The following is a 25,940-nucleotide window of genomic DNA, read 5'->3' as shown; positions in this document are numbered from 1 at the left end:
GCCAACTTGCGCTCCATTCTGGCAATGAGCAACGAAGCGCACCAAACCTAATAGAATAGGCTGAAGCATACATTCATCGAAAGCTCGGCACGAATCCCGAATAATCCTCTGTCCGCTGGTGGCGTCGAAAGAGGAGTGTGTCGTTGGAGGATAAGCTTGAGCGCCACCTTCTGCTAACATTGAGCCGTTATTCCTCAGATAAACGTCCAGTCTTATTTTGTTGACTTTGCGACTTGCTAACACTGCGGGCTACTGGAGAAGTTCATTGCTATTGTTGATTGGCCGACCGGCAACCCAGATCAAGACCTCGCGGAGCCAAATTGCAGCCTCGGGAGCATTGCGGGTTCAATAAGCGACAAGATCACAGCGCCCGTCTCTCTGCCCATTTCCGATTCAGCGAACAAGCGGGCGAGATGATCATATCACTTATGGCCGCAGCACAGCCGCATAAGCCGTACTGTCTCCAATGCGCAGGAACTGTGCCAGCGTCCAGTCTGGTACGCCAAACGATCATAGCGGGAGCGCAGCAAGCAGTACCATATACAGCACTGCGAGGAGAATACTGCTGGGCAAAAGGAACCAAGTCCATCTTGTGGCCCGTGCCGGCACCGGAGGCCGTGAGGCCTCCAGCGCACCATTCTTTGTGAGAGAGATCATTTTGCTCGCCATGCCAGCCATCGCTCTTGAATGTGGTCAAGATTTGTCTTGCCGTCGGGCCGCTTGGCGGCAAGCCAAGCGGCATCCTCGATTATCGTCTTCGAGGCATTTTCGGGGTTAACGCTGACCAGCGGAACTAGCTCGGACGGCAAATGCTGAAGCTGATTTACATTCGCGCCGGGATAGCCAGTGCCTTGCGTGAAGCCGGCTGCGATCGCTGCCCGGTTCACGAATGCGATCAGCCTCTGCGCGTTTTCGGTATTCGGACCGCCCTTGAGCACGACCCAATAGTTATTTTTCCCATACGCGCCGTCCCATACCATACGGATCGGTGCCCCTTGGCGGATGGCGGCGATTGCACGACCATCGTACGTGGTGGTCATGGCGTATTCGCGGCTGATGAGCAACTGTGGCGCTTCACCGCCGGCCGTCCACCATTTCTTCACATGTGGCTTAATTTCGTCGAGCTTCTTCAGCGCCCTGTCAATCTTCTCGTCTGTCAGCGGCCAAATGTCGGACTTCGCCACGCCATCGGCCAACAGCGCAAACTGGAGATTGTATTCGGGGTTGGGAGCGGAAAGACCGCGCGGTCCAGGGAACGCTCCGACGTCCCAGAAATCGACCCAGGTCTTTGGGCTACTTTTCCCGAATGCACGCTCGTCATATGCGAGCAGGGTGCCCGAGAAGAACGCCACGACCGCATCCTTAAGGCGGGCCGAGTCCGGCACGCCTTTCAGCGACTCGTCGTCCCACAGGCTGTAGTCGATTGGCAGGAACATGCCAGCTTCGTGCATGGCCGGATATGTAAACCCTTGTACGAAGGCCGTGTCCCAGTCCACGCGGCCAGCTTGGTTCATCGCCTTCACTTGGGGCTCAGCGAAGTCCGCTGTCACGTCAACGACGGTGATGCCGGTCGCTTTGGTGAAAGGTTCGAAGACATACTTGCGCATGCCGGCGGTAAATGAACCGCCGTACGAATAGACCACTACCTGGCCGCTTCCGGCGAGTTTCTCCTGTGCAAAGGCGGAGGTTGCCTGCGCAACCGCGGGCATGGCCATTGCGGCAGTAGCAGCCCGCAGGAGGGTCCGGCGGCTCAAGCCGGCTCCGGGAAAACTACGATCCTTTGACTCAGTCATCGCATGTCCTCTCTTGATTGTGGTTCCCTTTGGATCTTTGTGGGCAATTGGCTCCGCCTATGGCGGCAACCCGACGTCGCCCTGCGTCATCCGCGTAAGCCCCGACAGCGTCTGCCGAAGCACCTGACGGCCGCGAAACAGCACCGCCTCCTGCCAGATCGGATCGTCTGGACAGAAATGCGCCCGCATGTGCTGACGCACCTCGCGACCAAAGGCGCTGGTCCGGTCACCGCCGCCGTGCACGTGCAGCCATTGGTCAGCCAGCAGCACACGCTGAGCGGCTTCCGTATCGAAGGTACTGGAGATGGCGACCGTGACGCATTCAGCTTCGGGATCGTCAACCCAGGTGGGATCTACGGCTAACTCGTCACCCTCCGCCCCTGTCAAGTCGGGGAGGATGTAGGCGCGTGCTTGAGGCAATGCAGCGACGGACTTCCCGCGTGCCTCCCTGTAAGTCGCTGACAAGGAGAGCTTTACTAAAGCGAGGATAGCGCCGTCTTCCAGTCGATCAGACAACAATTGTCCGCCTCGGCCGCCGCTCTGAAGCGAAGAGAGAGAAGAATTCGGAGCCAAACCGGTCCATCCGTTGCTTAACCCGTCCCAAAAGCCTATGCCACGTACAGCCGCAGGAAAGACGTCATTCGATCGCAATTGCAGAATATTCTTCGGCGGCAAAAATTTAGCGCGAATGCATAAATTGTAGAGAGGAGGAATACTTGCTGTGCGCCCCGTCCGTAGGCGCGACAGCGATCGTCCACCGATGAAGAGCTTAGTCAGCATATGCGGTGGGTTACTCTTCAGCTTCGCCGGAATTTCGAAGAAATGACGGTATGGCGACTGCTCCCAGTGAGATATGAGGTTTTGTGTTGAACCATCTTTTGACCCTGACCTGACTGGGCGGAACTGGACCAGGTTGATTGAGAGAATTGACCTGTGGAGCCAAGGGGCCAAAGATGCCGACGAAGAGGTTTGGTTCGAAGCAGATCATCGCGAAGTTGCGCCAGTTTGAGGCACAGCACGCGCATGGCAAAAGCATCACGCTCGCCTGCAAGGACACCGCCATGTCGGAGCAGAGCTACTTTCGCTGCCGTAAAGAGCACAGGGCTTTGCAGATCAAGCAGCCTCAGCGGACTGAAGGACTTGGTGTAGCGCGAGGTCGGCCGCGTTAGCTCGTGGCCGACCTCGCGCTGGAGAAGAAGATCCTCAAGGATGGGGCTTCGGGCAACTTGTGTGAGCCCCGAACGGCGCCAGCAGGTGATGAGCCGCAGCTGGGAAAGGCACAGCCTCTCCGAGCGCCACGCCTGCCACATCATCAGATAACCGGTGGGGCACAGCGTTTTGGACCCACTCTTCAGGCTGACGAGGAAGCTCTGACCAGAGCGGTCGTCGCACTGGCCTCCGAGTACGACCGCGATGGCTTCCGGCGGATCACTGCCCTGCTGCAGCGGATCGACTGGACGGTGGGCCGATGTCGGGGCCAGCGAATCTGGCGTCGCGAGGTTCTGAATGTGCCCGGCTGTGGCTCAATGACAGCTCGTGCATGCGCCTGCGGATCATGACGCTGATTAATGAGTAGACGCGTGAGTGTCTGGCTCTGAAGGTAGTCTGGAGGATCAACAGCTTTGGGGTGATCGAGACATTGGCAGACGCCATGCTGGCCAAAGGCGTCCCTGAGCATGTGCGCTGCGTTAACGGCCTGGAGATGGTCGCCCTGGCTCTGCGGGAGTGGCTAACGCGACTCGGGACCAACACCCTGTACATCAAGCCTAGTGTCTCACGGGAGACCAGGTTTTGCGAGAGCGATAATGGGAGATTCAGGGATGAGTTCTCGAAGCTGGAGATCGTCTACAGCTTGAAGGAAGCTCAGGTCATGAGCGGTGCCTGAAGGCACCATCACAATCACGTGCAGCCCCATTCAACCTCGGGGTATCGACCGTCGGCACCTGTGACAATGGAGGCAGTTACGCAGCAGCTACCCACTTCCCCCATTATGCAGTCGGCTCTCAATCCGCCTCATGCATTATTAAAATCAGGTCAGTACCACGAACCGCATTGCGGACCAGCCTGCGTTGATAAGTCTGAGGAAATCCGGGATCAATGACGCTATTTATCAGACCGTCGCCAGGAACGGCAGTCCAGTGGATTCGCCGCTGAGTCGAGGTATGCTCTCGGAGCAGCCAAACGACGCTTTCGTGGTCGCTGAGAGGAGAAACGCGGCAGAGTCGCTGTTTCGCGGGCATTACCGTTGCCCTTCCCTCCCGACCCTGATGCAGTCAACCGGCAGGACTTGATTGTCTCTTTACTGGCTCACGGTGAGAGCTGGCGCCATGTTGAGCCGCGAGGGCGCTGATAACCTGAATGGGGTGCGGAAGGGTTACCTTCCTCATCCATTTGGCTTGCGACCGGCAGGAATATCCCGTCGCCATGAGAACCGTTTCGCCACATGCTGCGGCGATTTCGTCCTCCCAGCTCATTGCGAACAGAGCATCCGATATCTCACGGTTTCGGACCTCATGACCAAACGTACCGGCCATTCCGCAACAACCGACATCCGCAATCGACAAATCAATGCCTAGCTGGTCGAATACGGCAGCCCATTGGCTCGCAGCCTGGGGAAGGGCGGACCGTTCCGTGCAATGAGACAGAAGCCTGAACGTGCTGGCGATCTTTGCTTCCGGGATCAAACGTAGTGTTTTTAGATTACAGTGCAGCCACTCCTGCAGAAGCAGAACATGCGCCTTCGGAGAGGCTGACAGAGCCTCGGCATATTCGTCGCGATAAGTGAGCGTCATCGAGGGGTCAAGACCGACGAGCACGACGCCCATTTCCGCCAATTCGTCGAGATGGCATAACGTGGCGGCTACAGTTCTGGTGAAACGAGCGAGATAGCCGTGGACGTGCAAGGCCTTGCCGTTCTCGTGATCTTTCGTAACGAAAGGAACAAACCCCATCTTGCGAACAAGATCAGCGGCATCAAGGATAATTTGAGGGTCGAAGTTTGCTGTGAAGGCATCTGGCACAAGCACCACAACACGTTCGCGTTCATTCGGCGCCAGTCGCGCAATCCGGTCCGTGCTGGCAATGTCAACACCACGGCGGGCGAGTTCGCGGCGGAGCTTGATCGCTGGGATGGCTGGCAATGCTGTCAGCCCTACCAAGTGCATCACCATCTTGCCAAACGCAGTCGTGACGGCGACATTATAGACGGGGCGAAGCCACGCCGCCAATGGCAAGATCGTCTCCACTGCTGCTACGATCGGATCCTTCAGTGGGCGCAGGTAACGGTCGTGATAGAGCTCAAGAAACTTTGATCGGAAGGCCGGGACGCTGACCTTGACCGGGCATTGTCCGGCACAGGCCTTGCACGCCAGGCAGGTGTCCATGGCTTCCCGAACCTCATGGGAGAAGTCGTGACGATTGGCCGGATTGAGGCTGTTCCACGCTCGGACCAGGACGTGAAAGGGCTTGCGAGCGCGAGCGCGCTCCGCCTTGATGCGCGGATCGACGCCGCTTTTCGCAAGAAGGCGTAACCACTCCCGCATGAGTGAGGCTCGCCCCTTTGGCGAAAACCGCCGGTCGCGGGTCGCCTTGTAAGAAGGACACATGACATTATCCTCCTCGACGTCAAAGCAGGCGCCGTTGCCGTTGCAAAAGGCCACGTTGCCGAAGGCCGCCCTGATGTCGGAGGGAATGACGCGGTCGAATTGTCCCCGTAAGGGGACTTCATCGATCTTTTTCAGTTTAGAGGTCTCGGGCGCCGCAATCTTGCCGGGGTTGAGCTGATTTCCAGGATCGAAGGCCGCCTTGACAGCCTGCAGACTCGGATAGAGCGCTCCGAAAAATTCCGGAACGTATTCTGAACGCATACCCTTGCCATGTTCCCCCCAGAGCACGCCACCGTACTTGCGCGTCAGCGCTACCACCTTGTCGCTGATGCCTCGAATAAGCGGCAGATGCTCATCCCGCGTGAGGTCGAGCGCAGGGCGCACATGCAGTACACCTGCATCGACATGGCCGAACATGCCGTATTGTAGTCCTTCTGCATCCAGAAGGGCGCGAAACTCCCGAATATAGGCCGCTAGATTTGCCGGCGGGACCGCGGTGTCCTCAACAAAGGCAACGGGCCTGGCAGACCCTTCGGCATTGCCTAACAGACCGACAGCACGCTTACGCATGGCCCAGATCGCCTCGACATCTCCCGGACGTCTGGCGATAGTGTAGCCGACACGGCCCTTCATCGGCTTCGACCCGAGGGCCGATAGAACCTCCGAAAGCTTCAGCTCCAGCTCTTCTTCGTCGTCTGCCAATATCTCCGCGATGTTGATCCCGTTCGCCAGAGCACTTTCTTCGTCTGAGAAGAACTCGGCAACCCTCGTCCAGATCACGTCACCCTTGGCAAGACCTAGAACTTTCTCGTCCACGGTCTCGACCGACGCGACTTTGAGTGTCACGAGATGGCGGGCATCCTCAAGCGCTGTATTGAAGTCCTCATACCGGATGTTGATGAGAGCGGAGCGGTCTGGGATCGGCAGCACGTTCAGCTCCGCTTCTACGATCAGGCCGAGCGTGCCTTCCGAGCCACAGAGAACGGCATTGACGTCAAAGCGCCCATCCGGCCGCCGCAGATGGGCGAGGTCATAGCCTGTCAAGTAACGATTGAGCTTCGGGAATGTTGCCGCAATCAGATCCTGCTGCTCACGCTCGATCCGTTCCAGTTGTCGATAGATCGCGCCGATGCGGTCGGCCCGAGCCTGCAACTTGGCAAGTTCTTCCTCATCGACAGGACGGAACCACCAGTCAGTGCCGTCACTCAGCACCATCCTCAGGCCAAGCACATGATTGCTGGTCTTGCCATAAAGGCAGGAGCCCTGCCCGCAGGCATCCGTGCTGATCATGCCGCCGATCGTGGCGCGATTTGAGGTTGATAACTCCGGAGCAAAAAACAGTCCGTGAGGCTTGAGTGCTTTGTTGAGCTGGTCCTTGACGACCCCGGCCTGAACCCGGGCCACTCTGCGCACAGGGTCGATCTCCAGGATCCGGTTCATGTGGCGTGAGCAGTCGATTATGACCCCGTCGGTCAGCGACTGACCGTTGGTGCCGGTCCCGCCGCCTCTCGGTGTGATCGCAACGTCGGCAAATCGGGGTTCGGAAAGCGCTCTCATTGCTAGAACCACGTCTTCCGCATCGCGCGGAAACGCAACGCCAGCCGGCTTGACCTGATAAACGGAATTATCCGTCGCCAGAACAATTCGATGCGAATGATCGCTTCTCACCTCACCGCGGAAGCCGACCTCAACCAGACGTTCGAAGAAAGTGGGAATCCAAGGTTTGACGGCGGTTTCGGACAGCAGGCGTGGAATCATACGGGAGCTCGAGATTTCTCTTTAGTTCACCAAGTGGCTTGCCTGAGAATACGCATCAGTGCGGTACTGTCGTTGATGGTTATGTGTTTGACCACAAACCCAAATGACTCGAGGCTTCTCAACGTTCGCCACAGATAGTAGGGCAAATTGCGGGTTCCAGTACCCCCACAGTTTCCTCGATCATCGTCAGTCAAACCCTTTGGAACTCGCGTCCCGACGATGTTAGTTCTCCAATGAAGGGACACATCCAAATCTGCTCCTTCGGACATGTTAACGGGGCGCGCTGCGCCGCGTTAGGACGATGTGTTCATTCGATGCCACCAAGCTAGCGTGACAGGGTTGTTGTGTTGTTTGCAGCCACGAAACGATCCGGGTGCCGCCAATGCTGGTGCAAACTTCGGCCCATTGGCAATGAATTCTGAGCCTGCGTCGTAAGCCGGTTGCAGGCTTACGACGCAGTCACTCACGGGTTCAACTTAACGCACTGCAGTGACTTGGATCTCGACCGTATATTCCGATCCTGCCAGCTTTGCCTCGACGCAGGCCCGGCAAGGCGTGCTTCCGGGAACCACCCAGCTGTCCCATACACGGTTCATTTCCGCAAAAGAGGATATGTCGGAGAGCCAAATTGTGGCTGTCAGTATCTTGCTCTTGTCGGTTCCGCCGGCGGCAAGCAGATCATCGATCTTGGCTAGAATGTCGGCGGTCTGCTCGCCAACCGGCTTGCCGGGGGCACGCAGCGCTACAACACCCGCAGTATAGACCATATTACCACAAGCAACCATTTGGCTCATGCGAGGGCCAACTTCGTGGCGTTTGACTTCATCCATGTTGATGTCCTTTTCGGTGAAACGGGCAAATCTGACAGTCGTCCGGGAAATCCGCACGCCCGTGATTTAGAACTTCCTGGTGTATGATTGATTTTAGGCCCCTGCCGCCATGAATAGCCGATCAGGTGAGCCGACGCCCGCATTTATCGGTAAATGCGGGCATCCCGTTGGATCAGGCTATTGGGTCAGGATCGTCGCATCGGTCTGAGCCCACGATAGAACGCAACTTGACCCCACAGAGGGAACTGGGTTGCCCGGCTGGTTGAGGACCTTTGAGGTGAGCCGCAGCCCAGAACTTGTCTCGCATTCGATGACCGTCGCATCACCGACAAAGGTGGAGTCGACGACGGCTCCAGGGAGGCCCGGCGCCGCTCCAACACCGGCCAGATCGAGACGAACGTGTTCTGGTCTGACGCAGAGCATAGCCTCCGCGTCGTCGCCATCCCATTGTGTTGCTTCGAGACGTGCCCCGTCCGGACTGTAGGCCACACCGCCTTTAAGTTTGACCGGAATGAGGTTCGCTTCCCCACACGAAGCTGGCGACGAACAACTCCGCGGGGCGGCTGTAGATGTCGCGCGGTGAAGAAGCCTGCCTGATCCGGCCCTCGTGCATGACGGCAACACGATCGGACATAGCCAACGCCTCTTCCTGGTCATGCGTGACGTAGATCATCGTCTTGCCGACCTCCTTGTGCAGCGCCTTGATCTCCGCTCTCAGATGCTGCCGCAGCTTCTTGTCGAGGGCGCCAAGTGGCTCGTCCAGAAGCAGAACGGGCGGGTCGAACACCAGAGCGCGGGCGATCGCAACGCGTTGTTGCTGGCCGCCGGACATCTGGTGGGGATAGCGGTCGGCCAGCGCGCCAAGCTGCACCTGCTCAAGGACGCGGTCGACACGGCTTTTGACCTCTGCCTTCGCCATGCGGCGCATGCGCAGCGGATAGGCAACATTGTCCGCGACCGTCATGTGGGGGAAGAGCGCATAGTTCTGGAAGATGATGCCGAGTTCGCGGCGGTGCGGCGGCAGGCGGGTTATGTCCTTCCCGTCCAGCAGTATTTGGCCGGTGTCGGGCGTCTCGAACCCGGCGATCATCATCAGCGTGGTGGTTTTGCCTGATCCGCTGGGGCCGAGCAGGGAGACGAATTCCCCGGGCGATATGTCAAGGCTGACGCCGTCGACGGCGACGGCGGTGCCGTAGCGTTTGCGGACACCGCGAAGCGCGATGCCGCCGGTTTTCACATCAGTGATGTTATGTGCGGTTCTCATAATTCCATCTCCCGCGGGTAATCGGAGATAACCTCTGCGCCGGCGTTGGTCACGAGCACGGTTGCACTAAAGCCGACACTGACATCAGGCTCTGGGAAGAGCACCGGCACGATGTGGAAGACCATGCCCGGCTGCAGAACGCGTGAGTCTCCTTCCTTTAGGTCCATCACCCAGCCCTCGCCCCAGCCCGGGCAAATGCCAACCCCAACGGAGTAGCCCGTTCGATGGATGAAGGCATGGGCAAGACCTGCGCGAGCGACGGTGCCGCGACACGCGGCGTCAACTTCGCCGCTCGTTACGCCCGGCTTTATAGCGGCGATAGCTGCATCGAGTGCGGCTATGGACGTGTCCGCTGCGCGGCGGACGCTATCGCTCGGTTTTCCCATGCACCAGGTCCGCATCATGGCCGCGCTATAGCGCTTCCAGTTGCCGGATCCCTCGATGAAGACCAGATCGCCTCTTTCGATGCGTCGTCCAGCCCAGGTGGCGTGCGGGAGCGCGGTGCGCGGGCCGGCCGCGATGTAGGGAGGTCCGCCCATGTACTCACTGCCCGCCGAGATGGCAGCATGATGAAACGCCGCGGCCACGTCGTTCTCGGTACGCCCCGGACGCGCGGCTTCGTGCGCAGCCCTAAACCCTGCGGACAGCGCCTCAGCCGCGCGGCGGATGTAGGCGATCTCCTGCGGGGACTTGATCGCCCGGCTTTTCTCCAACACGGCGGACCCATTGAGGAAGCTGGATCCGGGCAACGCGGCGCGAAGCGTTTCATAGGCGCTCACCGGAAAGAACACGGAATTGGCATCGACGCCAACGGTCCTCCCCGCAGCGCCCAAATCAGCCAGCGTCCGGGCAAGCACCTCTGCCGGAACGTCGGTGTCCTGCCATATTGCGGCGTTGCGGTAGTAGGACAGCCGCTCGACATTGGCCTGTTCATAGCGACGCACGACGAGGATTGGCTCGCTGGTATGTGTCACGACCAGGGCCTGAAAGACGTAGTATCCCCGGGTTATGAACCCTGACAGGTAATAGATATTCTCAGGCGAGTTGAGCACGAGATAGTCGATCCCACGCTCGCTCATGGCCTGCCGGCATGCCGTAAGGCGAGCGTTGAATTCCGCCGGAGTGAAGGGTAGCTGGTCGATCGCATCGATGGGCAGCAGATCGGAGTCGGTAATCATGTCTGATTCTCTCTTGATTGGGCTCTCAGCGCGAGCCGTCACGTATTCCTTCGGCGCCCCAGCACCGCTCCAATGATGATGACGATCGCCGCGAACGCCATTTGTAACGTGGCCACCGCTGAGATGGTCGGACTGATATCCTGCTTGATCCCTTCCCACATGCGCATGGGCAGCGTCGTCACTTTTCCGATGCCGAGGAACAGCACATAGACGACATCGTCGAACGAGGTCAGGAAGGCGAAGAAGGCGGCGACGATGAAGGCCGGCATGACCAGCGGCGCAATGATGGTGCGGAAGGTGGCCAGAGGCCCGGCACCAAGGCTGCGGGCCGCGCGCTCATAGGCTGGGTTGAGGTCCCGCAAATTGGCAACCACGATCACCACCACGAACGGGATGGCGTGAACCGCGTGGCCAAGCGCCAGTCCAAACTCGGTGCCCTGAAGCCCGACCCGCACCAGCAGGAAATAGGTCGCAACCGCCACAATAACCGTCGGCATGATGATCGGTGAGAGCACGAGTGCGACGATCGCACTGCGCCCACGAATACGACCGCGCGAGAGACCGAAGGCGAGCATGGCACCAAGCACCGTCGCCATGCCGGCCGCCATCAGGGCGACGCGGATGCTGGCGAAGGTTGCGCTCATCCACAGGGTATCGGAAAGATAGGCCTGGTAGTTGCCGAGCGAGTAGCCCGGCACGGGGAACACGAAGTAAGGCGATGAACTGAACGACAGGTAGGCGACGATCAGGACCGGCAGCAGCAGGAGCACTGCCAGGAAGCTCGCCAAGATCACAACACCACGACCGCCCATCGAGGGGAGCCAGCGGTCGAGCGCGTTTGCTGCGGAGCCGACATGCATCAGCCAACGCGTACCCAGCTGGCGGCGGGGGGTGGCATCAGAGCCGCTTTTGCCGTCGGAGAACCCCAAGAGCTGCTCAATGGGGAAGAAACGCGAGCCGATCCACAATATGGCCAGGACGCCCACCAGTAGCACCATGGAGAGGGCGGCGCCGAAATTCCAGTTGAGGCGGTCGACGACCTGGGCGCTGATCTCCATGGTGATGGTGAGATCCGACAACCCACCGAGCAATGCCGGCGTGATGTAGAAGCCGAGACAATAGATGAAGACGAGCAGCACGCCGGCAATGACGCCGGGCAGGCTGAGCGGCAGGAATATCGTGAGGAAAGCGGCAAGCGGGCTTGCTCCACTCGCCCTCGCAGCCCGCAGCAGCCTTTGGTCGATGCTGGACATGACCGTGGACATCGGCAGGATCATGAGCGGCATGATGATGTGGGTCATGCCAATGATCACGCCGACGCGGTTGTAAAGCATGGTCACCGGCTGCGAGACCAAGCCGAGTTGGAGCAGGATCTCGTTGATGACGCCACCGCGTCCGAGAAGGACGATCCAGGCAAAGGTCCGCGCCAGAACGCTGGTGAAATAGGGCAGCACCACCGCGATGAGCAGGAAAGTGCGCAATGTTGGTCCGCCCGTCGTCAGGACATAGGCGATGGGATAACCGAACACGAACGCAAGCGCCGTCACCGAAAGGCTGATCTCAAGCGTGGTGCCCAGCACAGTTGCATAAGCAGGACTGTCGCCAATGCGTAGGAAATGCGCCAGCGTCCAGTCAGGCATCCCCAGGGAAAGCAGCAGCAGCCCCAGGAGCGGCACCACAAAAAGCACCGCGAGGAAAATGCTACCGGGTAGCAGGAGCCAGGCCCATCCGGTGGGCCTGGCCGACAGCGAAGGCCGCGAGGCCTCCGCCGATGCGTTTGTTGCGAGGGAAATCACTTTGCCCGCCATGCCAGCCACCGCTCCTGGATGTGATCAAGATTCGTTTTGCCGTCGGGGCGCTTGGCGGCAAGCCAAGCAGAATCTTCGATAACGATTTTTGAGGCATTCTCGGGGCTTATGCTGAGCAGTGGCACCAGATGAGACGGCAGATGCTCGAGCTGGTTCCTGTTGGGTCCGGGGTAACCGCTCGCCTGGGTAAAGCCGGCTGCGACAGTGGCCTTATTGATAAAGGCGATCAACTTTTGCGCATTTGCATTGTTTGGGCCGCCTTTGAGCACCGTCCAGTAGGTGTAGTTGACGTGCGCGCCTTCCCACACCATCCGGATTTTCGCTCCTTGGTTGATGGCGGCAATCACGCGGCCATCGAAGGCGTTCGTCATCACGAACTCGCGGTTGAGAAGCAACTGCGGCGCTTCACCGCCAGCCGTCCACCATTTGGTGACATGCGGCTTGATCTCATCGAGCTTCTTTAGAGCCCTGTCGATCTTGTCGTCTGTCAACGGCCAGATTTCTGACTTCGCCACGCCATCAGCCATCAAGGCGAATTCAAGGTTGTGCTTTGCAGCCGGGGCATAAAGGCCACGCGGTCCGGGGTACGCCTTGACGTCCCAAAAATCGGCCCAGCTCTTTGGACCATTGGCGCCAAATACCCGCTCGTCATAAGCAAGCAGCATGGCTGACCCATACAGAACGACCGCATCGTTGAGTCGATTCGCTTCAGGAACGCCTTTCAGTGACTCATCGTCCCAAAGACTATAGTCGATCGGAACGAACATCCCGGCGGCATGCATATCGGGATAGTTCTGCGCTTGGACGAAGGCCGTGTCCCAGTCCACGCGGCCAGCTTGGTTCATCGCCTTCACTTGAGGCTCAGCGAAGTCCGCTGTCACGTCAACGACGGTGATGCCGGTCGCTTTGGTGAAAGGTTCGAAGACGCTCTTGCGGAGAGCTTGCGTCAATGAACCACCTGGCGAATACACGACGACCTCGCCCTTGCCAGAGAGCTTGTCCTGCGCAAAACCCGTGGTTGCCCACGCAACCGCGGGAATGGCCATTGCGGCAGTAGCAGCCCGCAGGAGGGTCCGGCGGCTCAAGCCGGCTCCGGGAAAACTACGATCCTTTGACTCAGTCATCGCATGTCCTCTCTTGATTGTGGTTCCCTTTGGATCTTTGTGGGCAATTGGCTCCGCCTATGGCGGCAACCCGACGTCGCCCTGCGTCATCCGCGTAAGCCCCGACAGCGTCTGCCGAAGCACCTGACGGCCGCGAAACAGCACCGCCTCCTGCCAGATCGGATCGTCTGGACAGAAATGCGCCCGCATGTGCTGACGCACCTCGCGACCAAAGGCGCTGGTCCGGTCACCGCCGCCGTGCACGTGCAGCCATTGGTCGGCCAGCAGCACACGCTGAGCGGCTTCCGTATCGAAGGTGCCGTACTCCAGGGCCAGATAGAGGTGACGGCCGTCGCCGATCAGCCGCTCCCAATAGAGCTGGAGCGTGCCCTCGATGGGAATCGAACTGGACGTTCCCAGATCCGCTGAGGTGACGCTGGGGCCGAACATGTGCTCTGCGATCCCATGTGAGGCGCTGGCCGCCCGGTGCTCGCTCTGCAACTCGCCGTAGCCATAGGGGCCGAGACCAGTATGGACGTCAATGACTGCAACAAACTTGCGCGTGTTGAGTGCGTGTTCGCGGGCGATGGCATCCAGCATGCGAGCTGACCAGGACGGCTCGAACCCACCAAAGAACATCCCATCGGGATCCGAATACTGGCCGGCCTTGCGGGCAATTTGGAAGGCCCGCTCGCCATGCGCATGCTTGAAGGATCGTATGGCTTCCCGTGCCGCCTCAAAGGCCGGCCCATCCAGCGCGGGTGGCACGAAATGGGGCCGCAGTTCATCATAGCCGGGATTAGCCGGCGCGCCGACGGCAAAATCCACAAAGTTGCGGTTGAGGTCGCAGCCTTCCTGCGTCACCCGCCGGTCCCAGGCGAAGCCGTGGGGATTAAGGCCATGGATGAAGAGTAATGCCACGCCTTTCGGTAGGCTGACGTCTTTCATCAACGCGAGCCAGTCCATTTGAATGCCCGAGCCGCAGAAGCCTTCAGGCCCGTGCACGCCGGAGATGGCGACCATAACACATTCGGCTTCCGGATCGCCAACCCAGGCGGCGTCTACGGCCAGCTCTTCACCGTCCGGCCCCGTCAGACCGGGAAGGACGTAGGCGCGCGTCTGAGGCAACGCAGCGACGAACTTCGCGCGTGCCTCGCGGTAGGTCGCTGAAAAGGAGGACCTCACGGAAACGAGGAGATCGCCGCCTTCCAGTCGATCAGTCAGCAATTGCTGGCCTTCGCGGCCGCCGCCGACTTGTTGCAGAGCGAGAGAGAAGTTCGGCGCCAAGGCTCGTCCATCCGTTGCTAAGTTAGTTTCAGTAGATTATACCACTCGAAACCGCAGGAATAACAGCAATTGGGCGTCTGCGCGGAACATTCTTCGGCCGCCCTAATTCAACGGGCATATCGCGCAAGCATATGCATAAGTCTTTATCAGGGAGTTATACTTGCCATGCCCCCTCTCTCCAGCCGCAACAGCCGATCGTTTACCCATGAAGAGCTCAGCCGCCGTCGTACTCTCGGCGTGGAGCTTGATGCCATTGATATTAAGATATTGAGCTGCCTCCAGCTCGACGGACGCATGACGAAGGCTGCGCTGGCGGAGAGCGTCGGGCTTTCACCCAGCGCCTGCTTTGAGCGTGTCAATCGCCTCGAAAAGAAGAAAGTCATCACGTCATACCATGCACGGGTAAACTTGAGGCTTATTAATAACGTGCAAACTTTCTTTACAGAAATACTTATTAAGACACATAGATCGTCCGACTTTTCAATATTTGAGAACTATATAAAAAATATAGATGAGATTATTGAGTGCTACGCACTTGGCGGCGGCGTGGACTATCTTCTCAAGATTGTCACGTCTGATGTGGATATATACCAAGTTGTAATTGATAATATTCTTGATGCAGGCGTCGGAGTTGATCGGTACTTTACCTATATCGTGACGAAGCCGGTAAAGATGGCTGCTCAATTACCTGTTAGGGCCCTATTGGGAGACGGATTGGACGAAACACCGCTGTCGGCCCGCTAAATAGAGCGCGGACTCCCCGTCCATCATTCTCTGTCATTTATTCAGGAAATCCATGTTAATTTCGAAGAAATGACGACGGGGAGAATGCTATCGGCTTGGCATGGCCTTTTCATTTGAACCAACTGCTGATCCCCTACAAGACACCTATGGGTATCTGACTTCACTGCCGACCCGTGAACCTAATGTCACCGGGCATTCGATCGGGGCTGCCGCCCAGCTGGAGGTGTGCAACTCCACCCCAGGCAGGGCAGTCGGCACCGTGCTCGCTCGGGATAGCGCGCGAAGGCGTCCGGATCGGCTCAAGCTCGTCAATTCACGGAGAGATAACCATGGCCGTTGAAAGCCCAGAACTTACCATTGTCCTAAACCACCCGGCCGCTGAATCCTATGCGCGGCTTATAGAGGAGCGTTTCCCGCAGGTCCGCCCTATTGTGGCGCCAGACTCCAACGGGCTCGAGCGGTACATAGGGGAAGCTGACGCACTACTTGCCTTTCGCTTTCCAGTTGAGGTTTTCGACAAGGCGAAGAAGCTGCGCTGGTTCCAGTGCACCGGCGCCGGTGTCGATTCCATGTTTCCAATCCGCGACAGGGTGGGTCATATCACGGTGACCAATGCGCGCGGCATCCATGGCGACATCATCGCGGATTTCGTGATGGCCGGCGTGACGATGCTGCACTGGGATTTCCGCAGGTTTCTGCGCGAGCAGGCCAATCGGGAATGGAATCCGCGCTATGTGGCGCCATTGGCGGACAAGACGCTCGGCGTCGTCGGGCTAGGCTCGATCGGGGCGACCATCGCTCGGCGCGCGAAAAGCGCGGGGATGACGGTTGTCGGCTCGAAGCGGGATATTTCCGTCCCAGTTGACGGTGTCGACGGGCTGTTCGCCTCCGATGCACTCGAGGATCTGCTGCCACTCTGCGATTTCGTAGTCCTGGCGCTACCGGCAACGCCAGAGACAGTGGGCCTCATCGGAGCAGCCGAGCTCGCGCGTATGAGACCTGATGCGTTTCTGATCAACATCGCCCGGGGCAACGTCGTGGTGGAGGACGAACTGGTTAAGGCGCTGCAGACCGGCGCAATTGCCGGTGCGATGCTAGACGTATTTGAGCGAGAACCACTGCCAAAAGAAAGTCCATTGTGGGATATGCCAAATGTGATCGCAACGCCGCATGTGGCGGGAAGCCCAACGAACTATACAGAGCGGGTGTTCTCCATCTTCGCAGACAACATCGAACGCTTTCTAAAGGGACAAGCGCTGAAGAATGTCGTGGATTTGGGACGCGGTTATTGATTGCGGCGCTGCGCAGGCGAGTTGACCTAATGCCAGTGGTCCAAGCGGTTAACCGCGGTGCGTCGGTGATAGACGAGGTGACCGCGGAGGGACTTCGAGGGCTCTGCTGCGAATGAGACTAGTGGCGTGAGCTGCAAACGTTTCTACCGACGAAACCAATGCGATATACGATCGCGGCAAGATGGCGTTGATCGCGCACCACCTCCACCGTGGAGGTGGTGCGCGTGCTGTTTCATTGCGAACGGCACGACATTGTCCCACAACCTGTAAAATGTGTCTGGATGCAAGACCTCCCTGGGATGAGCGACGACCTGGAGGGTTTGCGCCACTCGCGGATGGTCTCGGGGCTGCCCCTATAGTGCTGCGCCAACACGCCGCTGGGCTCGGATGAGCGTGCAATCTCCAGGCGGACAGCTGGGGCGGTGCGGGCTTGCGGAGGGCGACAGCATCAGGCCCTTCCTCGATGCGGCAAGGAGCGGCCAGGCCGCTCGAAGCGCCACGTATAGTTCTCAATTACCCAACGCACCCGGTCTCAACACCTACCGTATGTGGAAGTGCTAAGGCGCAGGCAGCCGCGCTTGAATGCAAGGCGACCCTGTTTGCTCTCAAGCAGTCCTTGAACCGATAACTGCGGTTAGCCTTCCAACCGGATATGAGGGCGGGTCAGTCACTCGTGCAGTCCCACCAGGATCAGGACCGTCTGCTGCTCTGGGAACCTGGCTGGGGCAAACCGCGTGGTGATGTCACATTAACCGAACTCGGGCGCAGTGAGGGAAGCGCGGTCACATGACGGGCTCAGGCAAGGTCGGCTGCAGACTTCCACGCCGCCATAGCATTGAGGCGGTGAAGGTGGGTGGCAAGGGCAGAGCGGCGGGAGCGAGGGGAACGAACAGGTTGCGGACGGCAGGGAACACACTGACAAATCTCTGTAGCCTTCCCGGTGATCGAAATCCCTGCATGGCCCGCTCACGTTTTCGCAGTGGGAGATGCGAGTTCTCCGCCCGGTTATTCAGACGCTTGTGCGAGCGATGCTCAACCGCCGGCATGATCTGGCGCCGGGCGGCAGCATAAGAGCCGAGCTTGCCGTGATCATCCGCCGTCGAGGGCAGGCTGCTTTTTCAACAGACGCTTCAGCAAGCGTTTGGCCGCCTTGGTGTCGCGCCGCGTCTGGACGATCTCGTCGAGGGCATAGCCATCCTGGTCCAGGGCCCGCCAGAGCCAGTGCTGCTGGCCGGCAATGGTGATCACGACCTCATCGAGATGCCAAATGTCGCGCTGGTTCGGCTTCTTGCGTCTGAGGCGGCGGGCGTAAGCAGGCCCGAACTTCAGCGTCCGTCGCCGGACCGTCTCCTAGGACTCGAGAATGCCACGCTCGAGTAGCATTTCCTCGACCAGCCGCAGGCTCAATGGGAATCGAAAATAGAGCCATACGGCGTGGGCAATGATCTCGGGTGGAAAGCGGTGGCGCTTGTAGCTGAAAGCCGGCAGGTTCATGCCGCTGGGCCTAGCATAAGATATCCTGACGCCAAGTTACCGTGACAACACCAACCGCGTGGTCAGCCACCTCCTCGCCTCGCGCAGTGCCTCGGCACCAGCCGCATGGTTCTTGCCGCGTTTGATGTATGATTTGGCTCGCTGCGGCCCGTTTACGCCTTATGCCTCAGCAATGGAGCAGGCTGCCGATGAACGGCATGAATTGAGTCAGTGAGTACTTCAACCGGGTGGATCATGCGCCAGTCGAATTACGCGTCCCGTCATCCCATCGGCCTTGTCGGAGCTGCACCGAATGAATGATGGTGAGTATTCTATCCATGCTTGGTTGCGCCACCTGGCCGCTCCTCCAAGTCTAATGCCCAGAATGGCCCTTACCAACAATTGAGGCGACATGGTAATCAACTGGTCACATATATCTAAAATATCTGTCCACATCGCTATTCGCCGCGAGAGAGTTGTGCTTTCTTCGGTTGGAGACGGGCGACGCGGTCGGTCCTACTCCAAATCAACACTCCTGCATTTGCCGGAGTTGGTTCCCTTAGGGTCTGGTGCCGACGAATATTCGGGACTTATGCCCTTTTTCCGTCATTTGGGCGATGAAGGCTTGTATAATTTCTTACGGAAATGGTCTGGTAGTAGACGGACGATTGCTGGCTTTGCCAGAGACGTCAATTTTCCGATTACGTCGTGGAACAGTACGCCCAAGAAAGTGGTACGGGATGACAGACAAGAGCCTGGGGATACTGGAACTTGAAAATAGGCCGCTCAACCACCCTGGAGCGTTGTGCGCGCCTGGAACATTCGGATTTCCGGTTAAGCGCCTGACAGTGCCCGGTGCATCCGTGCGAACCGTCGTGGGTGGAGATAGATCGGTCAAGGACGCCTATGTCAGGAGTGCTCGTCAACTGGCAAGCGAAGGCGTCACCGCAATTATCTCGAACTGTGGGTTTAGCGCGGTGTTCCAAGAGGAGGTATCCGCTGCAGTTTCAGTGCCGGTCGCACTTTCGAGCCTTCTGCTTGTTCCCCTGGTGGCCAGAACCTTGCCGGCCGGCCGCAAGGTGGGAATCCTGACCTATGACGCCAGCAAACTGCAAGAGGAGCATTTCGCGGCTGCGGGATGGTCATCAGCTGACATCGGCGTTTCTGTCGCCGGGATCGAGGGCTCGGAGACTTGGCGCCAGCTTGCCGAGCCCATTCCTGATGTCTCACCACGGCTGCTCACTGAGGACGTGTTGACGGCAACGAGATCCCTTTTGGAGACTGATCCTGCCGTAACAGCGCTCGTATTCGAGTGCGCGGCCTTTCCCCTCGCAGCCGAAGCCGTGCGTCGCGAGACCAACTTGCCAGTGATAGACTACGTCGGCCTGGCAAACATGCTTGTTGAGATGAGCCCGCCTGCCAAGCTTCCATTGCGTGCCCATTGAACCTGGTTTCCTCCAGACTGTCCCTACGGGAATTGGCTTGAGGCAATATCATTCTGAGCAGGCGGGAGGTGTCCCGCCTTCGGATAGGACATCAAATCCTGGCGTCAAGCTTCGGTGCAACGGTCATGTCGGCCCTGGCCGCGCGAACCACTTTCGCAATGATACGGGCCAGCACGCGTGTCCAGCTCATCATCTGGAATGCGATTGCTCGGCCAGTAACGTACTCACTATTCTTCGCCAGCGCGCGATCACGGTTGCGCCGGGCACTGATATCGTCTCCTCTATCGAGGCGATGTCCACGCACCCGGCTTCGCTGTACCTGCTGTAAGGCATTCGATTTTAGGGGCCTATACTTCGCTCCAGGGCAGCGACAGCCCATTACCTGCGGTACCCCGCATATCTCGCAGGAATCCAGAGTTGATGCAGTGAACTATGCCGCGATTTTACGCCACTGTACACTTATGCTCCAATGTCAGCGATCATTATTTGAATGCTAAATATGAACAGACGAGCCGAAGCAGCACTGAAGATTCTCAAACAATCCTACCTGCTCCGATCCCGGGCGTTCTTGAGCGCGTCCTGGCTCGAAACACCTGAGACCCTGAAGGTACGAGACTCCGTCGCTGGCACGATCCTGTGCGTTGTGGCACTGATCTCGCCCAATCTATGGACGCTCGCGAAAGTAAGCGGGATGAGTGCGGCATGACGCGGACGGCCCTGATTACCGCCGGCACGACGGGGCTGGGCTTTGCTGTCGCCGAGAAGCTCTTGTCGGACGGGTTCGACATCGCGATCACGGGGCATAATCCAGGGAACATTGCCATGGCCGTGGAACGGCTGGAGGCTGTGGCTGCCGGACACCGTGTTTTCGGCATTGTCTCGGATCTCACCGATCCCCGAGACACTGAGGGCCTTTTCGTTGAAGCCTTGGCTGCGCTGAAGTGGATCGACTGCCTTGTGGTCAATTCGGGTCATATGGCCTACGGAACCGTTGAGGATCTTGCTGACGATCAATGGTATCAGGCGATCGAGATGCTCCTGATGAGCGCCGTCAGGCTATCGCGCCACGCTCTTCCTCATATGCGCGAGCGGGGCCGTGGTGATATTGTGTTCATCACGGCGGCCGGAGCGCGCGAGCCATCGGCTCATCTCGTCCTGTCGAGCGCATTGCGGGCGGCTATCGCGAACATGGCGAAGACGCTGTCGCAGAGCGCCGCTCGGGATAACATCCGCGTCAACGTGGTCGCGCCTGGCTACTTCGATACGGGTCGGGTCAGTGCCCGGGTTGATGCCCTCGCGTCAGAGCGGGGCATTTCCCGGACCGAGGCGATGAGGCTGGTCGCGGGAGACATTCCGCTGGGGCGTGCCGGCGCTGCGCAGGAAATCGGCGAGCTTGTCGGTTTCATCTGTTCGCGGAAGGCTGAGTTCCTAAACGGTACGACCATCGTCATCGACGGAGGCAGGAGTTCCAGCATCATCTAACCCTCCAGATGCTAGATGGTTAGACGGGGTTGAGCCCTATCTGGAACGGCTATGGTTAATGGGCAGCGCTTCGAGCCAATGATAGCGTCAGGGGGAGCCCTCTCCTTGGGCCGGTCGGCAGGTCCGCCACTGAGCCGCGCTTCTTCCACTTAGCGGCTGTCTTCGGGCTGATGCCCTGGCGCCGGGCCAGGGCTCCCAGGCTTGCTTGACTATATGCTGTATCGCTCGACGGACTGCCTTGTCGGTGTGGCGCTGCCATGGAGAGCCTGGTTCACAGCGCATCCTTCCACTTAGCACTACAGTTGCACCTTCTGAAGATGGGCTCATAATCTGCTGATCTGACCCAGGAGGCTGCCATGACGGGTGTGCCCATCGAGCAGATGCTCGAGCTCTGGTGTGTGGAGTTGCGTCAGGTCAAAGCGGATCTCCAATCCTTGTTTGCTCATCCGAGTGTTGGCGCCTCAGCGGCTGCTTTCCTCGACGGATTGTTGGGGCCGGAGCGGCGCAAGACCGGCTGGATGCGGGCGGAAGCCGCAGGAGACTCGGGCCCCTGGCGTCAGCAGGCGGTGCTCGGGCGCAGCCACTGGGACGCGGATGCCCTGCGGGACATGGTGCGCGACTATGCTCTTGAGACGCTCGCCGCGCCCGGGGCCGTGCTGGTGATCGACGAGACCGGCTTTCTCAAGCAGGGTCAGCACTCGTGTGGCGTCGGTCGGCAGTACACCGGATCAGCGGGCAAGATCACCAGCTGCCAGATTGGCGTATTTGCCGCTTATGTCTCGGACAAGGGCTGCGCCTTCATCGACCGCCAGCTGTATCTGCCGCAGGACTGGACGAACAAGCCGGAGCGTCGGACCGCCGCTCATGTGCCCGACAACCTCCACTTCGTCACCAAGCCGCAGATCGCCACACAGATGATCGAGCGCGCGATTGCCGCCGGTGTGCCGTTCGACTGGGTGGCCACCGACACGGTCTATGGTGTCGGTAAAGTGGAGATGCAGCTGCGCCGGGCCGGCAAGGGCTATGTGCTGGGCGCGCATGCCACCGATCAGTTCTCGTCCTGGATCGACAAACCCGAAGTGGCCGGCACGGCCGAGAAGATTGCGCAGGCTCTTGCGCCCGAGGCTTGGACGCGCCTGTCGGCGGGCGACGGCACGAAGGGAGCACGCCTGTACGACTGGGCTTATCTCGAACTCGCTGATCTTGAGGCGGAGGAGTACAACGAGGATCTCACCGGCCTGTGGACCCGTGGCCTGCTGATCCGACGCAGCCTCAGTGATGAGGACCTGGCGTTCTTCTCGACCTGGTGTCCGGCCGGCACGCCGATCGAGATCCTGGTGCGGGTCGAGGGGCAGCGTTGGACGATTGAGGACGCGTTTGAGACCGCCAAGACGGAGTCGGGCCTGACGCATAACGAAACCCGCTCGTGGCAGGGCTGGCACCGGCATGTGTCCCTGGTGATGCTGGCGTTTGCCATGATGGCGGTGGTGCGCGAGCGCGCCAACACGCTCACGTCACCCCAAAAAAGAAACGACGAAGCCAAGCTGCAGCGCTGGTACGCTGGTCTGTCCAGGAAATCCGCCGCGTGGCCACACGCCTCCAGCAACACCAGATCGAGCCTGCCCTCGTGATCGCCTGGTCCGCGTGGCGCCGCGCGCATCAGGCGATGGCGCAGGCCTCTCATCGCAAACGAAAGGTGCAACTGTAGTGTTAGAGGCTGGTGAGCAATTATCTTTCCTTTCGCGTGAGACGGCGCAGCAGGATGCGGCTCATGGCGAGATACAGCAGCATCTCGCCGGTCTCGACGAGTCGCTCATAGTCCTTGGCCAGCCGCCGGTTGGTGGTCAGCCAACCGATGGTCCGTTCCACCACCCACCTTCGCGCGAGCACCTGAAAGCCACTCGGGCGCGTCGGCGGCTCCGCGTCGGCCCGCATCCAGACGCCACCGCTCCACCAGTGCTGCGGAATCGACAGCTTCCATCCCAGCGCTCTGCACAACCAGTCCTTCAGCCCACGATAGGCGGTGTCTGCCCACATGAGCTCGATGGCCGGGAACAGATGCTGCAGCCCCTCCAGCAGGAGTTCGGCGCCTGCGCGATCATGGATGTCGGCGGGCTGCACGCTGTTCTTCAGCAGGTTGCCTTGCGTATCAACGAGAAGATGGCGCTTGCGGCCCTTGATCTTCTTGCCGCCATCATAGCCACGGGGTCCGCCCATCTCAGAAGTTTTCACTGACTGGCTGTCGATGATCGCCGCTGTTGGCTGCGGATTGCGGCCGATCTGACAGCGGTAACTCTCGCGCAGAACCTGGGTCACGTGTTCCCACGTGCCGTCCTCGCGCCACTGCGCATAGTTGCGGATACCGACGCAATCCGTCCATGTGTACCGACTTGAAGTCGTCCCCGGTTCCGATTTGATCCCGTCCACCCTTCCGACTTGAAGCCGTCCATCCTTCCGATTTGATCCCGTCCAGGGAGCCGTCGGAAGAACCGTGCTGCACCGGGTCATCCGATTGGGGCATTGCAATCTCTCCACCAGAGAGGAACGCGATGCCGGCCAACAGAGAGATGACCATGCGACAGATGCGGCAAGTGCTGCGGCTCCACGCCAGCCAAACCAGCGATCGCGAGATCGGCCGGATTGTCGGCGCGGCGCGCTCGACCGTGCGGGATGCCATCCAGCGGGCCAAGGCGGCCGGGCTGATCTGGCCGCTGCCGGAGGACCTGACCGATGCGGCCCTGGAGGAGAGGCTGTTCGCCCGGGCGGGCGCCCGGGTCGGCACGCGCCGCCGGCCGGAGCCGGACTGGGCCCACCTGGTCCAGGAGCTCAAGCGGCCGGGCGTCAGCATCGCCATCCTGCATGAGGAGTACCGGGCGGATCATCCGGACGGCTACGGCTATTCGCGTTTCTGCGACCTGGTTCGCTCCTTCGAGCGCCGCCTGACGCCCACCATGCGCCAGCATCACGTCGCCGGCGACAAGGTGTTCGTCGACTACTCGGGCAAGAAGCTGCCCATCGTCGATCCGCGCACCGGCGAGATCCGCCATGCCGAGATCTTCGTCGCGGTGCTCGGCGCCTCCAACCTGACCTATGCCGAAGCCACCTGGACCCAGACCCTGCCGGATTGGATCGAAGCCCATGTGCGCCTGTTCCGCTTCTTCGGCGGCGTGCCCAAGTTGATCGTGCCGGACAACCTGAAGAGCGGCGTCCACAAGGCCTCGTTCTACGATCCCGAGATCAACCGCAGCTACGCCAAGATGGCGGCCCATTACGAGGTCGGCATTCTTCCGGCCCGACCGCGTCGCCCGAAGGATAAGGCCAAAGTTGAGGCCGGCGTGCGCTTTGCCCAATCCTACATCCTCGGCCGGCTGCGCGACCGCACCTTCTTCTCGCTCCAGGAGGCCAATGCCGCTATCGCCGCGGCGGTCGAGCGCATGAACAGTGTGCCCATGCGCCGGCTCGGCGTCAGCCGGCGCCAGGTGTTCGAGACCATCGAGAAGCCGGCCCTCGCGCCCTTGCCGGCCGAGGACTACGTCTTCGCGCACTGGCAGTTCGCCCGGGTCGGGCTCGACTACCACATCGAGGTCGAGGGCTTCTTCTACTCGGTGCCGTTTGGCCTCATCGGCCAGCAGGTCGAGGTACGCGTCACCCAGCGCACGATCGAGGCCTTCCACAAGGGCGGGCGCGTCGCGGCCCACGCGCGGCGTTATGCCGGACGGGCGCACGGCACGCAGGCCGAGCACATGCCGCGCTCGCATCGCCGCTATGCCGCCTGGTCGCCCGAGCGCTTCCGCTCCTGGGCGGCGGCGATCGGCCCGCACACCGAGGGCCTGATTGCCGCCATCCTGGCGGCGCGGCGCCATCCCGAGCAGGGCTTTCGCACCTGCCTCGGGGTTTTGCAGCACATGCGCGGCATCCCGCAGGAGCGTGTCGAGGCGGTCGCGGCCAAAGCTCTGGCGATCCAGGCGCTGACCTACAAGAGCATCGTGTCGCTTCTCGACACCCACCGCGAACGCGTTCCCGCCACCGACACCCCCGTTCTCACCCACCCCAATGTCCGCGGACCGGGGTATTTCCACTGACAGGAGACCGACCATGTTGACCCATCCCACCCTCGACCAGCTCCACGCGCTGGGCCTGCACGGCATGGCTAAAGGCTTCAAGGCGCTCAGCGCCAATCCCGAGGCGGACGCGCTCGGCCATGCGGAATGGCTTGGCCTGATCCTCGATCATGAAGTGACGACGCGGCAGCAGAAGCGCTGCGAGAGCCGGGCCAAGACAGCCAAACTGCGCCACCCTGCCAGCGTCGAGGATGTCGACTTCCGGGCCGCGCGCGGCCTCGACCGGGCGCTGTTTCTCAAGCTCGCCTCCTGCGACTGGATCCGCGAGCGGCGCAATCTGTTGATCACCGGCCCGTGCGGGGTAGGCAAGAGCTGGCTCGCCTGCGCGCTTGGACACCGGGCCTGCCGCGAGGACCTGTCGGTGCTCTACCATCGTGTGCCGCGGCTGTTTGCGGCGCTCGATCTCGCCCGCAGCGATGGCCGCTACGCTCGCCTGTTACGCAGCCTCGCCCGGGCCAAGCTGCTGATCCTCGACGACTGGGGTCCTGAGGCGCTCACGGGCGAGCAGCAGCGCGATCTGCTGGAGATCGTGGAGGACCGCTACGATGCCGGTTCGCTGCTGATCACCAGTCAGGTGCCGGTTGAGAACTGGTACGCGATGATCGGCAGCATTCCGACGCTGGCGGACGCCATTCTCGATCGGGTGGTGCACAATGCCTACCGGATCACTCTCACCGGCGAGAGCCTGCGCAAGACCCGCCACACGCAAGCCGGCGCTTGACCAACGTCACCACCTCAACCACCATCCATCACCGAC

18 protein-coding genes and 3 pseudogenes are annotated in these 25,940 nt (G+C 60.1%); 8 read left to right on the top strand and 13 right to left on the bottom strand.

What is annotated here, in order from left to right; all coding sequences use genetic code 11:
• Window positions 1-653: 653 nt before the first annotated feature.
• On the bottom strand, window positions 654-1,793 hold the full coding sequence (locus ACD578_RS26895) for an ABC transporter substrate-binding protein (protein WP_404294940.1): 1,140 nt from the start codon (window positions 1,791-1,793) through the stop codon (window positions 654-656).
• Between the two features lie 57 nt (window positions 1,794-1,850).
• Entirely contained in the window at window positions 1,851-2,573 is a 723-nt protein-coding gene (locus ACD578_RS26890; protein ID WP_404294938.1) for a hypothetical protein, read from the bottom strand.
• A 173-nt stretch (window positions 2,574-2,746) separates the two neighbouring features.
• Between ACD578_RS26890 and ACD578_RS26885 the strand changes: the two are divergent.
• Window positions 2,747-3,789: pseudogene (locus ACD578_RS26885) on the top strand (integrase core domain-containing protein); the annotation flags it as partial.
• Between the two features lie 277 nt (window positions 3,790-4,066).
• On the opposite strand, the gene ACD578_RS26880 reads toward ACD578_RS26885, so the two are convergent.
• The 8 genes from ACD578_RS26880 to ACD578_RS26845 all read right to left on the bottom strand — a co-directional run bounded on the left by ACD578_RS26880 (window position 4,067) and on the right by ACD578_RS26845 (window position 14,626).
• A complete protein-coding gene (locus ACD578_RS26880) occupies window positions 4,067-7,156 on the bottom strand; it encodes an FAD-binding and (Fe-S)-binding domain-containing protein (RefSeq protein ID WP_404294937.1) in 3,090 nt (1,029 codons plus the stop codon).
• A gap of 476 nt (window positions 7,157-7,632) precedes the next feature.
• The gene (locus ACD578_RS26875) at window positions 7,633-7,986 is read right to left on the bottom strand and encodes a RidA family protein (RefSeq protein WP_404294935.1); all 354 of its coding nucleotides are present in this window, start codon (window positions 7,984-7,986) and stop codon (window positions 7,633-7,635) included.
• Window positions 7,987-8,163: 177 nt separating this feature from the next.
• Window positions 8,164-8,409, bottom strand: coding sequence for a TOBE domain-containing protein (locus ACD578_RS26870; protein WP_404295626.1), 246 nt, complete (start codon window positions 8,407-8,409; stop codon window positions 8,164-8,166).
• Window positions 8,410-8,482: 73 nt separating this feature from the next.
• Complete coding sequence (locus ACD578_RS26865) at window positions 8,483-9,223, bottom strand: ABC transporter ATP-binding protein (RefSeq protein WP_404294933.1); 741 nt, start codon at window positions 9,221-9,223, stop codon at window positions 8,483-8,485.
• Between the two features lie 23 nt (window positions 9,224-9,246).
• A complete protein-coding gene (locus ACD578_RS26860) occupies window positions 9,247-10,428 on the bottom strand; it encodes a M24 family metallopeptidase (protein WP_404294932.1) in 1,182 nt (393 codons plus the stop codon).
• A gap of 38 nt (window positions 10,429-10,466) precedes the next feature.
• Window positions 10,467-12,236 carry an ABC transporter permease subunit gene (locus ACD578_RS26855; protein WP_404294930.1) on the bottom strand — a complete coding sequence of 590 codons (1,770 nt, stop codon included), beginning with the start codon at window positions 12,234-12,236 and terminating at the stop codon, window positions 10,467-10,469.
• The gene (locus tag ACD578_RS26850; protein WP_404294928.1) at window positions 12,221-13,360 is read right to left on the bottom strand and encodes an ABC transporter substrate-binding protein; all 1,140 of its coding nucleotides are present in this window, start codon (window positions 13,358-13,360) and stop codon (window positions 12,221-12,223) included. Before ACD578_RS26850 ends, ACD578_RS26855 begins: the two co-directional genes overlap by 16 nt.
• Window positions 13,361-13,417: 57 nt before the next feature.
• Window positions 13,418-14,626, bottom strand: coding sequence for a DUF2817 domain-containing protein (locus ACD578_RS26845; RefSeq protein WP_404294926.1), 1,209 nt, complete (start codon window positions 14,624-14,626; stop codon window positions 13,418-13,420).
• 165 nt (window positions 14,627-14,791) lie between these two features.
• Here ACD578_RS26845 and ACD578_RS26840 point away from each other — a divergent pair, with 165 nt between their 5' ends.
• Together ACD578_RS26840 and ACD578_RS26835 are read left to right on the top strand one after the other, a co-directional pair.
• A complete protein-coding gene (locus tag ACD578_RS26840; protein WP_404294925.1) occupies window positions 14,792-15,370 on the top strand; it encodes an Lrp/AsnC family transcriptional regulator in 579 nt (192 codons plus the stop codon).
• Window positions 15,371-15,699: 329 nt separating this feature from the next.
• Complete coding sequence (locus ACD578_RS26835; RefSeq protein ID WP_404294923.1) at window positions 15,700-16,662, top strand: D-2-hydroxyacid dehydrogenase; 963 nt, start codon at window positions 15,700-15,702, stop codon at window positions 16,660-16,662.
• Between the two features lie 795 nt (window positions 16,663-17,457).
• Here ACD578_RS26835 and ACD578_RS26830 read toward each other — a convergent pair.
• Window positions 17,458-18,156 (bottom strand): annotated as a pseudogene (locus ACD578_RS26830) (IS6 family transposase).
• 719 nt (window positions 18,157-18,875) lie between these two features.
• Here ACD578_RS26830 and ACD578_RS26825 point away from each other — a divergent pair.
• Both ACD578_RS26825 and ACD578_RS26820 read left to right on the top strand, forming a co-directional pair.
• A complete protein-coding gene (locus ACD578_RS26825) occupies window positions 18,876-19,580 on the top strand; it encodes an aspartate/glutamate racemase family protein (protein WP_404294921.1) in 705 nt (234 codons plus the stop codon).
• A 702-nt stretch (window positions 19,581-20,282) separates the two neighbouring features.
• Window positions 20,283-21,062 (top strand): SDR family oxidoreductase, encoded by a 780-nt coding sequence (locus ACD578_RS26820; RefSeq protein WP_404294920.1) that lies wholly within the window; start codon window positions 20,283-20,285, stop codon window positions 21,060-21,062.
• Between the two features lie 64 nt (window positions 21,063-21,126).
• Here ACD578_RS26820 and ACD578_RS26815 read toward each other — a convergent pair.
• Window positions 21,127-21,337 (bottom strand): annotated as a pseudogene (locus ACD578_RS26815) (IS481 family transposase); the annotation flags it as partial.
• 81 nt (window positions 21,338-21,418) lie between these two features.
• Between ACD578_RS26815 and ACD578_RS26810 the strand changes: the two are divergent.
• Window positions 21,419-22,693, top strand: a complete 1,275-nt coding sequence (locus tag ACD578_RS26810; protein WP_404294387.1) for an IS701 family transposase — start codon at window positions 21,419-21,421, stop codon at window positions 22,691-22,693.
• Window positions 22,694-22,790: 97 nt separating this feature from the next.
• Here ACD578_RS26810 and ACD578_RS26805 read toward each other — a convergent pair whose 3' ends face one another.
• On the bottom strand, window positions 22,791-23,570 hold the full coding sequence (locus ACD578_RS26805; protein ID WP_404294918.1) for an IS5 family transposase: 780 nt from the start codon (window positions 23,568-23,570) through the stop codon (window positions 22,791-22,793).
• A gap of 65 nt (window positions 23,571-23,635) precedes the next feature.
• On the opposite strand from ACD578_RS26805, the gene istA reads away from it, so the two are divergent.
• Both istA and istB read left to right on the top strand, forming a co-directional pair.
• Window positions 23,636-25,144, top strand: a complete 1,509-nt coding sequence (istA, locus tag ACD578_RS26800; RefSeq protein ID WP_404294916.1) for an IS21 family transposase — start codon at window positions 23,636-23,638, stop codon at window positions 25,142-25,144.
• Window positions 25,145-25,157: 13 nt separating this feature from the next.
• Window positions 25,158-25,904, top strand: coding sequence for an IS21-like element helper ATPase IstB (gene istB / locus ACD578_RS26795; protein ID WP_404294914.1), 747 nt, complete (start codon window positions 25,158-25,160; stop codon window positions 25,902-25,904).
• Window positions 25,905-25,940: the final 36 nt, after the last annotated feature.

The sequence above is a fragment of the Microvirga sp. RSM25 genome (assembly GCF_044784385.1).
GTDB lineage: Bacteria > Pseudomonadota > Alphaproteobacteria > Rhizobiales > Beijerinckiaceae > Microvirga > Microvirga tunisiensis.
This window is presented reverse-complemented; position numbering and strand designations above follow the sequence as displayed.